Source organism: Azotobacter beijerinckii (genome assembly GCF_900110885.1).
In the GTDB taxonomy this organism is placed as follows: domain Bacteria; phylum Pseudomonadota; class Gammaproteobacteria; order Pseudomonadales; family Pseudomonadaceae; genus Azotobacter; species Azotobacter beijerinckii.
On the sequence record NZ_FOFJ01000009.1, the window covers coordinates 93,091 to 107,518 of the forward strand.

General features: G+C 69.2%; 13 protein-coding genes. 6 read left to right on the forward strand and 7 right to left on the reverse strand.

The genetic code is table 11. The features are described from left to right. Positions 1-18: 18 nt before the first annotated feature. The 7 genes from BMY22_RS06975 to gshB form a co-directional block, all read right to left on the reverse strand. Positions 19-1,290, reverse strand: coding sequence for a dihydroorotase (locus BMY22_RS06975; RefSeq protein WP_090620661.1), 1,272 nt, complete (start codon positions 1,288-1,290; stop codon positions 19-21). Next, positions 1,290-2,306 (reverse strand): aspartate carbamoyltransferase catalytic subunit, encoded by a 1,017-nt coding sequence (locus BMY22_RS06980; protein WP_090620663.1) that lies wholly within the window; start codon positions 2,304-2,306, stop codon positions 1,290-1,292. The genes BMY22_RS06975 and BMY22_RS06980 overlap by 1 nt, the downstream gene beginning before the upstream one ends. An 18-nt stretch (positions 2,307-2,324) precedes the next feature. After that, positions 2,325-2,834, reverse strand: coding sequence for a bifunctional pyr operon transcriptional regulator/uracil phosphoribosyltransferase PyrR (pyrR, locus tag BMY22_RS06985; protein WP_090620665.1), 510 nt, complete (start codon positions 2,832-2,834; stop codon positions 2,325-2,327). A gap of 43 nt (positions 2,835-2,877) precedes the next feature. Further along, positions 2,878-3,306 (reverse strand): Holliday junction resolvase RuvX, encoded by a 429-nt coding sequence (ruvX, locus tag BMY22_RS06990; RefSeq protein ID WP_090620667.1) that lies wholly within the window; start codon positions 3,304-3,306, stop codon positions 2,878-2,880. Further along, a complete protein-coding gene (locus tag BMY22_RS06995) occupies positions 3,303-3,869 on the reverse strand; it encodes a YqgE/AlgH family protein (protein ID WP_425265962.1) in 567 nt (188 codons plus the stop codon). The genes ruvX and BMY22_RS06995 overlap by 4 nt, the downstream gene beginning before the upstream one ends. 93 nt (positions 3,870-3,962) lie before the next feature. Beyond that, on the reverse strand, positions 3,963-4,856 hold the full coding sequence (locus BMY22_RS07000) for an energy transducer TonB (protein WP_090620670.1): 894 nt from the start codon (positions 4,854-4,856) through the stop codon (positions 3,963-3,965). A gap of 95 nt (positions 4,857-4,951) precedes the next feature. Then, entirely contained in the window at positions 4,952-5,908 is a 957-nt protein-coding gene (gshB, locus tag BMY22_RS07005) for a glutathione synthase (protein WP_090620672.1), read from the reverse strand. Positions 5,909-6,140: 232 nt separating this feature from the next. Between gshB and pilG the strand changes: the two genes are divergently transcribed. The 6 genes from pilG to BMY22_RS07035 all read left to right on the forward strand — a co-directional run. After that, entirely contained in the window at positions 6,141-6,548 is a 408-nt protein-coding gene (gene pilG / locus BMY22_RS07010; protein WP_090620731.1) for a twitching motility response regulator PilG, read from the forward strand. A gap of 46 nt (positions 6,549-6,594) precedes the next feature. Further along, positions 6,595-6,960 (forward strand): twitching motility response regulator PilH, encoded by a 366-nt coding sequence (pilH, locus tag BMY22_RS07015; protein WP_090620674.1) that lies wholly within the window; start codon positions 6,595-6,597, stop codon positions 6,958-6,960. A gap of 44 nt (positions 6,961-7,004) precedes the next feature. After that, positions 7,005-7,547 (forward strand): chemotaxis protein CheW, encoded by a 543-nt coding sequence (locus BMY22_RS07020; protein ID WP_090620675.1) that lies wholly within the window; start codon positions 7,005-7,007, stop codon positions 7,545-7,547. A gap of 182 nt (positions 7,548-7,729) precedes the next feature. Next, the gene (locus BMY22_RS07025) at positions 7,730-9,778 is read left to right on the forward strand and encodes a methyl-accepting chemotaxis protein (RefSeq protein ID WP_090620677.1); all 2,049 of its coding nucleotides are present in this window, start codon (positions 7,730-7,732) and stop codon (positions 9,776-9,778) included. 80 nt (positions 9,779-9,858) lie between these two features. Beyond that, complete coding sequence (locus BMY22_RS07030) at positions 9,859-10,728, forward strand: CheR family methyltransferase (protein WP_090620733.1); 870 nt, start codon at positions 9,859-9,861, stop codon at positions 10,726-10,728. A 21-nt stretch (positions 10,729-10,749) separates the two neighbouring features. After that, positions 10,750-14,428, forward strand: a 3,679-nt coding sequence (locus tag BMY22_RS07035) for a FimL-related protein (RefSeq protein WP_208599241.1), incomplete at its 3' end; no start/stop codon positions are given.

The window sequence follows — 14,428 nt, forward strand, 5'->3', positions numbered from 1 at the left end:
GCGCTGCGCAGGCAGCCATCAGGCCTGGTAGCTGATCCGCCCGTCGAGCAGGGTGTAGCGCACCGCGCCGGGCAGGACGTGGCCGATGAACGGGCAGTTGCGGCCCTTGGACAGCCAGTGCTCGCCGGCCAGGGTGGAGGCCTCGGGGTCGAACAGCACCAGGTCGGCCGGGGCGCCGGCCGCGAGGCGCCCGGCCGGCAGGCGCAGGGCCTGGGCCGGGCCGTGGGTGAGGCGGGCGAGCAGGGTCGGCAGGTCGAGCACGCCTTCCTGGACCAGGCTCAGGGCCAGCGGCAGCAGCAGTTCGACGCTGCTGATGCCGGGCTCGGTGGCGCCGAACGGCGCCAGCTTGGCGTCCGGCTCGTGGGGCTGGTGGTGGCTAGCGATCGCCTGGATGGTGCCGTTTTTGACCGCCTCGCGCAGGCCGTCGCGGTCGGCGCGCGAACGCAGCGGCGGCTGCACGTGGTAGAGGCTGGAGAAGTCGGCCAGTGCCTCGTCGGTGAGGATCAACTGGTACAGCGCCACGTCGGCGGTCACCGGCAGGCCGCGGGTCTGGGCCTCGGCGATCATCTGCGCGCCGCGGGCGCTGGAGAGCTGGCTGAAGTGGGCGCGCACGCCCGCCTGCTCGACCAGCAGCAGGTCGCGGGCCAGGGCCACGGTTTCCGCCGTTTCCGGAATGCCCGCCAGGCCCAGGAAGCTGGCCATCGGTCCTTCGTGGGCAAGGCCGTCTTCGGCAAGGGCGGCGTCCTGGGAGTGGAACACCACGGTCAGGTCGAAGGTGGCGGCGTATTCCAGGGCGCGGCGCAGGTTGCGGTGGTTGGCGAAGCTGGCCAGGCCGTTGCCGAAGGCGACGCAGCCGGTGTCGCGCAGGGCGACCAGTTCGGCCAGTTGCTCGCCGGCCAGTTCCCGGCTCAGGGCGCCGATCGGGAAGACCTTGGCGTGGCCGGCCTCGCGGGCGCGGTCGAGGATCAGCTCGGCCACCGCCGGGGTGTCCAGCACCGGCTTAGTCAGCGGCGGGCAGCACAGGCTGGTGACGCCGCCGGCGGCGGCGGCGCGGGTTTCGCTGGCGATGTTGCCCTTGCGGCTGTAGCCGGGCTCGCGCAGGGCGACCGACAGGTCGACCAGGCCGGGCGCGGCGATCAGGCCGCGGGCGTCGAGGGTCTGCTCGGCCTCGAAGGCGGCCGGCGCCGTGCCAACGGCGGCGATCCGGCCGTCGGCCAGGTAGAGGTCGGCGACCTGGTCGAGACCGCTGGCCGGGTCGATGACGCGGGCGCCGAGGATACGGATACGCATCAATTGGGCTCCTCGGAGGCGGATTCGGAAGTGAGCTGGCGCTGCGCGGTCTGCCCGCTCATGGCCATGGACAGCACCGCCATGCGCACGGCGATGCCGTAGGTGACCTGGTTGAGGATCACCGACTGGGCGCCGTCGGCGACTGCCGACTCGATCTCCACGCCGCGGTTGATCGGCCCCGGGTGCATGACGATGGCGTCCGGCTTGGCCAGCGCCAGGCGCGTGGTGTTCAGCCCGTAGAGGCGGTAGAACTCGCCCTGGCTGGGCAGCAGGCCGCCCTGCATACGCTCGCGCTGCAGGCGCAGCATGATCACCACGTCGACGTCCCGCAGGCCCTCGGCCAGGTCGTGGAAGACGCGCGCGCCATACTGCTCGAGACTCGCCGGCAGCAGGGTCTTCGGGCCGATCACGCGGATGTCCGGACAGCCGAGGGTGCGCAGGGCGAGCATGTCGGAGCGTGCCACCCGCGAGTGCAGGACGTCGCCGACGATGGCCACCGAGAGGTTCTCGAAGCCGCCCTTGTGGCGGCGGATGGTCAGCATGTCGAGCATGCCCTGGGTCGGGTGGGCATGGCGGCCGTCGCCGCCGTTGATCACCGCCACGGTGGGGCAGACGTGCTCGGCGATGAAGTGCGCGGCGCCGGAGTCGGCATGGCGGACGACGAACATGTCGGCGGCCATCGCCTCGAGGTTGCGCAGGGTGTCGAAGAGGGTCTCGCCCTTGCTGGTCGAGGAGGTCGACACGTTGAGCGTGATCACGTCGGCGGAGAGCCGCTGAGCGGCCATCTCGAAGGTGGTGCGGGTGCGCGTGGAGTTCTCGAAGAACACGTTGCAGACGGTCTTGCCGCGCAGCAGCGGGACCTTCTTCACCGCGCGGGTGCCGACTTCGAGGAAGGAGTCGGCGGTGTCGAGAATCTCGGTCAGCAGCTCGCGGGACAGGCCGTCGAGCGAGAGGAAGTGGCGCAGCTGGCCCTGGTCGTTGAGCTGCAGCGGGCGCTTGGCGTCGTTCGGCGTCATCGCGGAGGGACTCTTGGGTTAGGCGGAGGCAAGGGCCTGGCGCTCGAGGGCGAGCGGTGCGGGGCCGAGCAATTTTACCCGCTCGTCGGGGGCGAGCGACAGGGTCTGGCCGACCACGTCCGGACGGATCGGCAGTTCGCGGGCGTCGAGGTCGAGCAGGCAGACCAGGGTCACGCTGGCCGGCCGGCCGTAGTCGAACAGTTCGTTGAGGGCGGCGCGCACCGTGCGGCCGGTCATCAGTACGTCGTCGATCAGCACCAGGTGCTGGCCCTCGACCTCGAAGGGCAGCGTGGAGGGGCGCACCTGCGGGTGCAGGCCGCCCTGGGTGAAGTCGTCGCGGTAGAAGGATACGTCGAGCACGCCCAGCGGCTCCTCGCGGCCGAGGGCCGCCAGCAGCGCTTGGGCGACCCAGACGCCGCCGGTATGGATGCCGACGAAGCGCGGCGTATCGATGTGGTGGGCCTGCAGGTGGCGTGTCAGTTCGGCGGCCATCCCGGGCAGCAGTGCGGCGGGGTCGGGCAGGGTCATGGGCGGTCTCCTTGGGTGCGCCGCCGGATGCGGCGCCGCGGTTTCAGCCGGCCGGGCGTTCCGCCAGCCAGCCTTCCAGTAACAGGGCGGCCGCCAGGGCGTCCACCGGGCGCTGGCGATAGCCGTCGCGCTGGCCCTGGGCCAGGCGGTGCCCCTTGGCTTCGAAGGTGGTCAGGCGCTCGTCGTGGGTGTGCACCGGCAGTTCGAAGCGGCCGTGCAGGCGGCGGGCGAAGCGCTCCGCGCGCGCACTCATCGCGCTCGGCGTGCCGTCCATGTTCAGCGGCAGGCCGACGACCAGGGCGTCCGGCTGCCACTCCTTGATCAGCTTCTCGACCTGGGTCCAGTCGGGCACGCCGTCCTGCGCCTTGAGCACGCAGAGTTCGCGGGCCTGGCCGGTGATCGCCTGGCCGACGGCGACGCCGATCTGCCGGGTGCCGTAGTCGAAGCCGAGCAGCAGGCGCAGCCCGCTCATGCGTGGCCGGCCTGGGAGGTCAGCAGGGCGAGGTTGATGCCCAGACGGGCGGCGGCGGCGGGCAGACGCTGCTCCGCCGGGGTGTCGAAGAGGATCGCGGGATCGGCCGGGCAGGTCAGCCAGGTGTTCTGCAGCAGCTCGGCCTCCAACTGGCCGGCGTCCCAGCCGGCGTAGCCGAGGGCGATCAGGCAGCGCGCCGGGCCGCTGCCGTCGGCGATCGCCAGCAACGTGTCCTGGGAGGTGGACAGCGCCAGCCCGTCCAGCTCCAGGGTGGCCTGGAAGCGGTAGCCGGACGCATGCAGGACGAAGCCGCGATCGGTCTGCACCGGCCCGCCGGTATAGATCGGCAGGCTGCGGCGCGCCTCGAGCGTCGGGCTGTCCGGGCTCAGTTGGGCGAGCACCTGGCCGAGGTCGAGTTCGCTCGGGCGGTTGACCACCAGGCCCATGGCGCCCTGGTCGTTGTGGTCGACCAGATAGACGAGGGCCTGCGCGAAATTGGGATCGGCCATGTGCGGCATGGCGATCAGGAAGTGATGCTTGAGGTAGTGGGGGGTGGTGTTCATCTTCATCGGCCTAGTTTCAAGCTTCGGGGCGCAGGCTTCAAGAGTGGCACAGGGTGGCGCGGCGGGCCTGCGCGGCCGGCCTGGCCTCCGTCGTCAGTTGCTCGACAGCCGGTCGCCGCGCTCGAAGCGCCAGGTGCGGATGATTTCCAGCCGGTCGATGTCGGCCAGGTCGCCGGTGAAGGGCGCGTAGGGGGCGGCCAGGCGGACGATGCGCAGCGCCGCCTGGTCCAGCACGGGCTCGCCGGAGGGCTCCAGGATCTGCACTTCGTGGAGGGTGCCGTCGCGGTTGATCGACACCAGCAGGCGCAGGCTGCCGTAGAGCTGCCGGCGGCGGGCATCCTCGGGGTAGTTGAGGTTGCCGATCCGCTCGACCTTGCGGCGCCATTCGTCCTTGTACCAGGCGCCCTTGTCGCGCATGGTCGAGGCCGCGCTAAGGCGAAGGATCCGCGGGCGCTTGGCGTAGCGCTGGACGTCGTAGGCCAGTTCGGCCTCCAGGCTGGCGATCTCGGCGGACAGCTGGGCGCTGTCGAAGGTCGGCGTCGCCGGGCTGGGCGGTGCCGGCTTGGTCGCTTCGTGCTTGACCGGGGTCTTCTCCGGGTGCGGCCGGCGGGTCGCCACGGCCGCCTTCGGCGCCGTTTCGGGCGCCGCGGGCGGTGCCGCGGCGGGCGGGGAGACCCGGTTGATGGCGGTGTCCTGGAAGGGCGCCGTCTCGGTGGTCTTGGGTTTGGCCTGGTGCTCCAGGGTGCCGCTGCCCTGCTGGTTGTCCTGGGCGAGGAAGTCGGCTTCCTTGGGCTTTTTCTCGCTCTTGAAGGTGGACAGGGTGATGTCCAGGGTCTTGCTGACGTCGGTCTGCCTGGGCAGGTCGAAGCCGAGGCCGAAGATCGCGGCCAGGTGCAGCAGCGCGGCGAGGAACAGGGTCAGGCCCAGGCGATCCGCGGGACGGACGCCGGGGCGGGCGGGTGCGGGCGGAGGGAAGGCTGCGGTCATGGCTTTTCGGCTGGCTACGAATTGCCGCGCAGTCTGCCGAGGGGGCGGCGAAAAGTCTATGAACCAGGCGGCAGCTTCGCAGCCCTGCCGGCCGCTCAGCCCCGGGCCGCGAGCTTCTGCGCGATCACTTCCATCAGGCGTTCGCCGATGCGCGTGTCGTAGGCGTTGTCGATCTCACGGATGCAGGTCGGGCTGGTGACGTTGATTTCCGTCAAGTGCTCGCCGATCACGTCGAGACCGACGAACAGCAGGCCGCGCCGGCGCAGCTCCGGACCCACCTGGGTGGCGATCTCGCGGTCGCGCTCGGTCAGCGGCTGGGCCACTCCGCGGCCGCCGGCGGCGAGGTTGCCGCGCGTCTCGCCGGGTGCCGGAATGCGCGCCAGGCAGTAGGGGACGGGTTCGCCGTCGACCATCAGGATGCGCTTGTCGCCGTCCTTGATCGCCGGCAGGTAGCGCTGCGCCATGATCTGCCGTGTGCCGTGCTCGGTCAGCACTTCCAGGATCACCGACAGGTTGGGGTCGCCCTGGCGGTGGCGAAACACCGAGGCCCCGCCCATTTCGTCCAGTGGTTTGAGAATGACATCACCGTGCTCGGCGGCGAACTCGCGCAGAATGTCGGCGCGACGGCTCACCAGGGTCGGTGGGGTGAGCTGCGGGAACTGGGTGGCGAAGAACTTCTCGTTGCAGTCGCGCAGGCTCTGCGGGCGGTTGACCACCAGGCAGCCGGCCTTTTCGGCGAGTTCGAGCAGGTAGGTAGCGTACACGTACTCGCTGTTGAAGGGCGGGTCCTTGCGCATCAGCAGCACGTCCAGATCGGCCAGGGGCGCGTCGTGCTCTTCCTGCAGCTCGAACCAGTGCGCCGGGTCGTCGAACACCTTGAGGGCGCGCATCCGGGCTCGGGCCTCGCTGCCGCGCTGGTAGAGGTCCTGCGGCTCCATGTAGTGCAGCGACCAGCCGCGCGCCTGCGCGCTCTGCAGCATGGCCAGCGAGCTGTCCTTCTTGAAGGCGATCTGCGCGATGGGGTCCATGACGATCCCGAGGCGAATGCTCATGGGGTGTCCTCCGGGTGAAAGGCGGCCGGAAATTCGGCCGGGGTGCAAAAAAGAGGGCCCAGATTGGCGTCGGTCCGGCGCTCGGTCAAGAAAACCTTGAGCGAGCGCACGGTTAGATGCGGAGCGAATGTGCTAAAACGTCCCGGCGATGGGGTGGCCCTTTGCCGGTAAATCCCAGATGGCCTGGGAGCAACGCGTGGTCAACGGCTCGGCGGAGCCCGGTAAGACGAATATGGAACAGCATTCCGACGGTTTGAAGGTCATGGTGATCGACGATTCCAAGACGATTCGTCGCACTGCGGAAACCCTGCTGAAAAAGGTGGGGTGCGAGGTCATCACCGCCGTGGACGGTTTCGATGCCCTGTCCAAGATCGCCGATGGCCATCCGCGGATCATCTTTGTCGATATCATGATGCCGCGTCTGGACGGCTATCAGACCTGTGCCTTGATCAAGAACAACAGCGCATTCAAGTCTACGCCGGTGATCATGCTGTCCTCCAAGGACGGTCTGTTCGACAAGGCCAAGGGACGGATTGTCGGCTCCGACCAATATCTGACCAAGCCCTTCAGCAAAGAAGAGCTGCTGGGCGCGATCAGGGCCCATGTGCCCGATTTCGTCCCGGTAGAACAAGCATCCTGAGCGCCGGCCGCAGGGCCGCGCTGCCTTATTCCGTATGGGGAAATCCATGGCTCGAATTCTAATTGTCGATGATTCGCCGACCGAGATGTACAAGCTGGCCGCCATGCTCGAGAAACACGGGCATAGCGTGCTCAAGGCGGAAAACGGTGCCGACGGCGTCGCCCTGGCCCGGCAGGAAAAGCCGGACGCCGTGTTGATGGATATCGTCATGCCGGGTCTGAACGGCTTCCAGGCGACCCGCCAGCTGACCAAGGACGAGGAGACCAGTCATATCCCGGTGATCATCGTCACCACCAAGGATCAGGAGACCGACCGGGTCTGGGGCAAGCGCCAGGGCGCCCGCGACTACCTGACCAAGCCGGTGGAAGAGGGCACCCTGCTGAAAACCCTGAGCGCGGTGCTGGCCGGCTGATGCCGGCCCGCCGTACCCGTCTCCGTTCATAAGGCACAGACCGGATGTCGCCTGCAGACACGCCCTTTCAACTGCTGCTCGAGATCGATCGGCGCTGCCGCTCGCTGGCGGCAGCGCTGCCTGCCCAGCAGGCAACGGCCCAGACCTGGAGCGGTATCGGTTTTCGCATGGGCGAGCGGCGGTTCGTCGCCTCCATGGGCGAGGTGAGCGAGGTGCTGCACGAACCGCGCTACACCCCGCTGCCCGGCGTGAAGAGCTGGGTGAGGGGGGTCGCCAACGTGCGCGGGCGCCTGCTGCCGATCATGGACCTGTGCGAGTTCTTCGGCCGCGAGGCGGCGGCCCTGCGCAAGCAGCGGCGGGTGCTGGTGGTGGACTGCCAGGAGGTGTTCGCCGGACTGATCGTCGACGAGGTCTACGGCCTGCAGCACTTCCCGGTGGACACCTTCGCCGAGCGGCTGCCGCCGCTGGAGGCGGCGATCCAGCCGTTCATTCTCGGCGTGTTCCAGTGCGAACAGCCCTGGCTGGTGTTCAGTCCGCACGCGTTGGCACGGGACGCCGGCTTTCTCGACGTGGCGTCGCGGCACTGAGCCGGACGCCCGTCCGTTTTCGAAAAACCGGGCCCATGCTGGACGGGCCCGGTCGGCAAGGTGCGCAACCTTGCCCTCAATGGCGTTCCTGGTGGGCGCCGATCAATGTCGGGTCGGCCGTTGGCCGGCTCATTGGCGGTACAGTGGACCGTCGTTCTGCAGGGTAAGGCGGGGGTTGGAGCATGCAAAAACACAATACGGACACTCTGTGGATGAGCCTGCGCAGCAGTGCATGGCTTGCCGGATTCTTCGTGATCCTGATCGTATCCATCATTCTGCTGTTCGCCATCTTCACCTATCTCAATACCCAGGCGCTCAACGACCAGCAATACATCACCCATGCCGGCGAGTTGCGTGTGCTGTCCCAGCGCATCGCCACCAACGCCGGCGAGGCGTCGGCGGGCAACGGTCCGGCCTTCGCCCTGCTCAAGGAGTCCACCATGGACTTCGAGAAGCGCTGGGACATCCTGAAGAACGGCGACAAGGAGACCGGCCTGCCGCCGGTGCCCTTCTCGGTGCAGGAGACGATGAACTCGGTGCAGGTCGACTGGGAGACCCTGAAGACCAACAGCGCCACCATTCTGGCCAGCCAGAAGGCCATTCTGTCCCTGCATGCGGTGGCGATGACCCTGACCGAGACCGTGCCGCAACTGCAGGCCGAATACGAGAAAGTGGTCGAGAGCCTGGTCGCCGGCGGTGCCTCGGCCACCCAGGTGGCGCTGGCCCAGCGCCAGGCGCTGCTGGCCGAGCGGATTCTCGCCTCGGTGAGGATGGTGCTCGAGGGCGGCAAGGGGGCGATCGAGGCCGCCGACCGCTTCAGCAACGACGCCGGCGAGTTCGGCCTCGTGCTCAACGCCATGCGTAACGGCAATCCGGCCCGGGGCATCGCCAAGGTCGGCGATCCCAAGGTCCTCGAGCGTCTGGCCGGGATTGCCGAGCTGTTCCAGTTCGTCAGCGGTTCGGTGGACGAGATTCTCGAGGCCTCGCCGGAGCTGCTCCAGGTGCACGAATCGGTCAATGCCGTCTTCTCCGTTGCGCAAGTCCTGCTGGACAAGGCAATGACCCTGAGCCTCAGCCTCGAAGGGCTGGCCGACGAGCGCGAGCTGACCTCCGTGGCGGGCTATGTGCTGGTCATCCTGATGGTGGCGGCGATCGTCATGATCGCCTTGGTCATGGTGCAGGGTACCCGCCGGCGCCTGCTGGAAACCGCGGAGAAGAACGAGCGCAACCAGGCGGCGATCCTGCGTCTGCTCGACGAGATCGCCGACCTCGCCGACGGCGACCTGACCGTGGCGGCGACCGTGACCGAAGACTTCACCGGCGCGATCGCCGACTCCATCAACTACTCCATCGACCAGCTGCGCGAGCTGGTGGCGACCATCAACCAGACCGCCCTGCAGGTGGCGGGTTCCGCCCAGGAAGCCCAGTCGACCGCGATGCACCTGGCCGAGGCTTCCGAGCACCAGGCCCAGGAAATCGCCGGCGCCTCGGCGGCGGTCAACGAGATGGCGGTGTCCATCGACCAGGTGTCGGCGAACGCCGCGGAGTCCTCGGCGGTGGCGGAGCGCTCGGTGGCCATCGCCAACAAGGGCAACGAGGTGGTGCACAACACCATCACCGGCATGGACAACATCCGCGAGCAGATCCAGGACACCTCCAAGCGGATCAAGCGCCTCGGCGAATCGTCCCAGGAGATCGGCGACATCGTCAGCCTGATCAACGACATCGCCGACCAGACCAACATCCTCGCCCTGAACGCCGCGATCCAGGCGGCGATGGCCGGCGACGCGGGTCGCGGCTTCGCGGTGGTGGCCGACGAGGTGCAGCGCCTGGCGGAGCGTTCCTCGGCGGCGACCAAGCAGATCGAGGCACTGGTGAAGACCATTCAGACCGATACCAACGAGGCGGTGATCTCCATGGAGCAGACCACCACCGAGGTGGTCCGCGGGGCTCGCCTGGCGCAGGACGCCGGGGTCGCCCTGGAAGAGATCGAGCGGGTATCCAAGACCCTCGCCGCGCTGATCCAGAACATTTCCAACGCGGCGCGCCAGCAGGCCTCCTCGGCCGGCCACATCTCCAACACCATGTTCGTGATCCAGGAGATCACCTCGCAGACCTCCGCCGGTACCAGCGCCACCGCCATGGGCATCGGCAACCTGGCCAAGATGGCCAGCGAGATGCGCAAATCGGTGTCCGGCTTCACCCTGCCGGACACCGCGGACACGCTCTGAGCCGCCAGCCCGGCTCCGGACCGACAAAGAGGCGGCGGCCCCGCACGGGTCGCCGGGTGCGCATGAACGAGATTCGGGCGATGCAGCCAGGAAATGCCTGGGCGATGAAAACCTCGGCCGAGATGTCCGCGGCCGAGTTCCGCGAGTGGCAGCGCCTGCTCGAGCAGCGTTCCGGCATGGTGCTCGACGAGCAGCGCCGGCGCTTCCTGCAGATCGGCCTGAGTGCCCGGATGGGCGAGTTGGGGCTGAGCGACTACGCCAGCTACTACCGGCGGGTCGTCGACGGGCCGCGGGGCGCGGTGGAGTGGTTGCAGCTGCTGGATCGTCTGACCGTCCAGGAAACCTGCTTCTTCCGCCATGCGCCATCGTTCGCGCTGCTCGCGCGCCATCTGCGCGCTCGCCTGGCCGCGGAGCGGACGCCGCGCCCCTGGGCCTTCTGGAGCGTCGGCTGCTCCACGGGCGAGGAGCCCTACTCGCTGGCCATCACCGCCATGGAAGTGCTGGCCGGCGAGTTCACGGTCCCGGCCGAGCGCTTCGGCGTCACGGCCACCGACATCAGCCGCAGCGCCCTGGAGAGGCTGGGCCGCGGGCTGTATCCGGCGGCCAAGCTGGAGCGCCTGGATACGGCGCTGCGCGAACGTTATTTCATCGCCCAGCCGGACGGGCGCTACAGGATTCTGCCGGGGCTGGCGTCGCGCGTGTGCGGCGCCCGGCTCAACGTGCTGGACCTGGCCAAGGCGCCGATGTCCGGCATGGACGTCATTTTTTGCCAGAACCTGCTGATCTATTTTCGTCGCTGGCGGCGCCGCGAGATCCTCAACCGGCTGGCCGAGCGCCTGGCACCGGGCGGACTCCTGGTGGTCGGGGTGGGCGAAGTGGTCGGTTGGCAGCATCCGGACCTGGTGCCGGTGGCCGACCCTCTGGTACTGGCCTTTACCCGCAGGGGGTAATTCACGTTGACTGGAGTCGCTATGGGTGATCGGCATGATTATGTCGCCCTGGAATGGGTCAAGGGCGAGATCGCGGAGACCCTGAAACAGGCCCGGCATGCCCTGGAGGCCTTTGTCGAGAGCCCGCAGGATCTGTCGCGGATACGCTTCTGCCTGGCCTATATCCATCAGGTGCAGGGCACCCTGCAGATGGTCGAGTTCTATGGCGCGGCGCTGCTCGCCGAGGAAATGGAGCGGCTCGCCCAGGCCATGCTGGAGGAGCGGGTGAGCGACCGCGGCGAGGCGCTGGAGGTGCTGATGCAGGCCATCCTGCAGCTGCCGGTCTACCTCGAGCGGATCCAGACCGCCCGTCGCGACCTGCCGCTGGTGGTGCTGCCGCTGCTCAACGACCTGCGCATCGCCCGCGGCGAGACCCTGCTCTCGGAGACCAGCCTGTTCGCGCCGGACCTGGGCGGCCCGGCGCCGCTCCCGGAGGCGGCGCTGGCCGCGCTGCGCACCCCCGAAACCATGGTCCTGCTGCGCAAGCTGCGGCAGATGCTGCAGCTTGCGCTGGTCGGGGTCATCCGCGACCAGGACGTGAACACCAACCTCGGCTACCTGGCGAAGGTCTTCGCCCGCCTGGAAAGCCTGTGCCGGGAGGCGCCGCTCGGCCCCCTGTGGGAAATCGCCTCCGCGCTGGTCGAGGGCCTGAGCGACGGCAGCGTGGGCCACAGCGGCGCGCTGCGCGATCTGCTGCGCCAGGTCGAGAAGGAGTTGAAGCGGCTGGTGGAGCAGGGCGTCGACGGGATCAACCAGCCCGCCCCGGAAGAACTGCTCAGGAGCCTGCTGTTCCACGCCGCCAAGGCCCCGGCCGGCGGCGTGCGCCTGCGGGCCTTGAAGGTGCGCTACCGGCTCGACGAGGCGCTGCCCGACAGCGGCGTGGTGGACGAGGAGCGCGCGCGCCTGGCCGGCCCGGACCGCGACGCGATGCGCTCGGTGGTCGCCGCCCTCTGCGAGGAGCTGGTGCGGGTCAAGGACAGCCTCGATCTCTTCGTGCGCAGCGACCGCCGCCAGCTCGCCGAGCTGGAGGCCTTGCAGGCGCCGCTCAAGCAAGTCGGCGACACCCTCGGGATGCTCGGTTTCGGCCAGCCGCGGAAGATCGTCGCCGACCAGCTCGAGACGATCCGCGGCCTGGCCCATGGCCAGCAGGCGCCGAGCGACGCCGTGCTGATGGACGTCGCCGGGGCGCTGCTGTACGTCGAGGCGACCCTCGCCGGGATGGTCGGCACCGCCGAGGAGCGCAGCCGCGAGGAGAACCTGCTGCCCACCACCGACGTGGCGCAGATCCACCAGATGGTGATCAAGGAGGCGCGTACCGGCCTGGAGCAGGCCAAGGACGCGATCATCGAGTTCATCGCCTCGCAGTGGAACCACGAACACCTGCAGCGCGTGCCGGTGCTGCTGACCCAGGTCCGCGGCGGACTGTCGATGATTCCCCTGGCCCGTGCGAGCGCGCTGGTCGACGTCTGCAACCGCTACATCCGGGAGCAGCTGCTGGTCGGCCGGGTGGTACCCGACTGGCAGAGCCTGGACACCCTGGCCGATGCGATCACCGGCGTCGAGTACTACCTCGAGCGGCTGAGCGAGGACCACGGCAGCGCCAGCGAACGGCTGCTCGACGTGGCCGAGGAAAGCTTGGCCAGCCTTGGCTATCCGCTGGTGGAAAAGCCTTCGATCCTCGACCGCGACACCCCGGCACCCGCACCTGTCGTCACTCCGGCGCCGGCCGCTCCCGCCGAGCCGGAGCCGGCCGTGGCGGAGCTTCCGGCCCTGCCGGAAACCGTTGCGCCGCCGGAGGCTCCCGCGCCGCCGCCCGCGAGGCTCGAAGCCGAGTCTCCGCCGCCCGCCGGGGATGCGCCGGCCCCGCCGCCGCCGACCCTGGCCGAGGTTCTGGCCGCCCCTGTGCAGGCGATCAATCCACCGGCCGGCGAGGCGCCGCCCAGCCTGCTGCCGCCGCCGGCCGACGAGGAGCCGGTGGACGAGGACCTGCTGGAGGTGTTCATCGAGGAAGCCGGCGAGGTGCTGGAAACCCTCGGCGAATACTTCCCCCGCTGGCGCGCCGACAGTGCGAACAAGGAGGCCCTGATCGAGGTCCGGCGCGCCTTCCATACCCTCAAGGGCAGCGGGCGGATGGTGCGCGCGCTGATCATCGGCGAGCTGGCCTGGTCCATCGAGAACCTGCTCAACCGCGTGCTCGACCGCAGCATCCAGCCGACCGCCGGGGTACTGCAGGTGGTGGCCGACGTGCTGGCGCTGATGCCGGCGCTGGTCGAGGAGTTCGCCGCCAAGGCCCAGCGCCAGCGCGACGATGTCGACCGCCTGGCGGCCACCGCCCACGCCCGGGCCCAGGGCGAGGAGCCGGCCGGCGCATCTGCCGAGGCCGAGGTCGAGACCCGTGCCGCGACGCCGTCGGCGAGCGGCGAGTCGGCCGACGAACTCGACGTGCAACTGCTGGAAATCTTCCGCAACGAGGCGATCTGCCATCTGCAGACCCTCGACCGCTTCCTCGCCGCCTGCGCCCGAGAGCTGCCGCAGGGAGTCACCGACGACTTGCAGCGTGCCCTGCACACCCTCAAGGGCAGCGCGCACATGGCCGGTCTCCTGCCGATCGCGGAAATCGCCATGCCGCTGGAGCGGCTGGTCAAGGAGTTCAAGACCAACCTGATTCTCATCGATCTCGCCGAGGTCGAACTGCTCCAGCGTGCCGCGCAGCTGCTGCAACGCGGTCTGGCGCAGCTGGACAGCCGGCCGCTGGCGCCCATCGACGGCAGCCCGGCGTTCCTCGCCGAGGTCAGGCGGCTGCACCAGGAGCGCCTCGAGGCGGCCAAGGAAGGTTGGCTGGGCGACAGCGGCGAAGTGCGCGATCCTCGGCAGATCGGCCGCTTCCTCGCCGAGGACCTGGACACCCTGCTGGAGGCCGAGGATCTGCTGCGCCGCTGGCGGCGCGATCCGGAGCCGCCGCAGGAACTCGCCGCGCTGCGCGGCGAGCTGGATACCCTCGGCGCCAGTGCGCGGCAGGCCGAGCTGCCCCAGATCGACGCGCTCTGCCAGGCGCTGCTGGCCCTGTACTGCGCCGCACAGGCCGGTCGTCTGACGCTCGACGAGCGCTTCTTCGGCGCAACCGAGGCCGCCCACGAGGCCTTGATTGGCATGCTCGACCAGGTTGCCGCCGCCCTGGAGGTGATTCCGCAGCCCGAGCGCGTAGCCGCGCTGCAGGCCTTGCTCGAGGACGCGGCGACCGTGGTGCCAGTGGAGGCCCTGCCGTCTGAGGAGCCGGTGCTCGATGCGCTGGATCTTGCCGAGTTGGAAGAGCTGTCTGCGGCCGAGTCGGAAATCCCCGAACCGGCGCCCGAAGAACCGGCGGAAGCCCTGGCGGCCGAAGCGCCAGGGCTCGATGCGCTGGATCTCGCCGAGCCGGAAGAGCCGCCTGCGGTCGAGCCGGAAAACCTCGAACCGGCGCCCGAAGAGCCGGCGGAGGCCCTGGCGGCCGAAGCGCCGGCGCTCGATGCGCTGGATCTCGCCGAGCTGGAAGAGCTGCCCGCAGTCGAGCCGGAAATCCCCGAGCTGGCGCCCGAAGAACCGGCGGAGGCCCCGTCAGCCGAGGAGCCGGTGCTCGATGCGCTGGATCTTGCCGAGTTGGAAGAACTGCCCGCGGCCGAGC

Bases quoted from the DNA above. Each gene is read 5' to 3' on its own strand.
- BMY22_RS06975 (WP_090620661.1), bottom strand. From the start codon at position 1,290: ATGCGTATCCGTATCCTCGGCGCCCGCGTCATCGACCCGGCCAGCGGT.
- BMY22_RS06980 (WP_090620663.1), bottom strand. From the start codon at position 2,306: ATGACGCCGAACGACGCCAAGCGCCCGCTGCAGCTCAACGACCAGGGC.
- pyrR (WP_090620665.1), bottom strand. From the start codon at position 2,834: ATGACCCTGCCCGACCCCGCCGCACTGCTGCCCGGGATGGCCGCCGAA.
- ruvX (WP_090620667.1), bottom strand. From the start codon at position 3,306: ATGAGCGGGCTGCGCCTGCTGCTCGGCTTCGACTACGGCACCCGGCAG.
- BMY22_RS06995 (WP_425265962.1), bottom strand. From the start codon at position 3,869: ATGAACACCACCCCCCACTACCTCAAGCATCACTTCCTGATCGCCATG.
- BMY22_RS07000 (WP_090620670.1), bottom strand. From the start codon at position 4,856: ATGACCGCAGCCTTCCCTCCGCCCGCACCCGCCCGCCCCGGCGTCCGT.
- gshB (WP_090620672.1), bottom strand. From the start codon at position 5,908: ATGAGCATTCGCCTCGGGATCGTCATGGACCCCATCGCGCAGATCGCC.
- pilG (WP_090620731.1), top strand. From the start codon at position 6,141: ATGGAACAGCATTCCGACGGTTTGAAGGTCATGGTGATCGACGATTCC.
- pilH (WP_090620674.1), top strand. From the start codon at position 6,595: ATGGCTCGAATTCTAATTGTCGATGATTCGCCGACCGAGATGTACAAG.
- BMY22_RS07020 (WP_090620675.1), top strand. From the start codon at position 7,005: ATGTCGCCTGCAGACACGCCCTTTCAACTGCTGCTCGAGATCGATCGG.
- BMY22_RS07025 (WP_090620677.1), top strand. From the start codon at position 7,730: ATGCAAAAACACAATACGGACACTCTGTGGATGAGCCTGCGCAGCAGT.
- BMY22_RS07030 (WP_090620733.1), top strand. From the start codon at position 9,859: ATGCAGCCAGGAAATGCCTGGGCGATGAAAACCTCGGCCGAGATGTCC.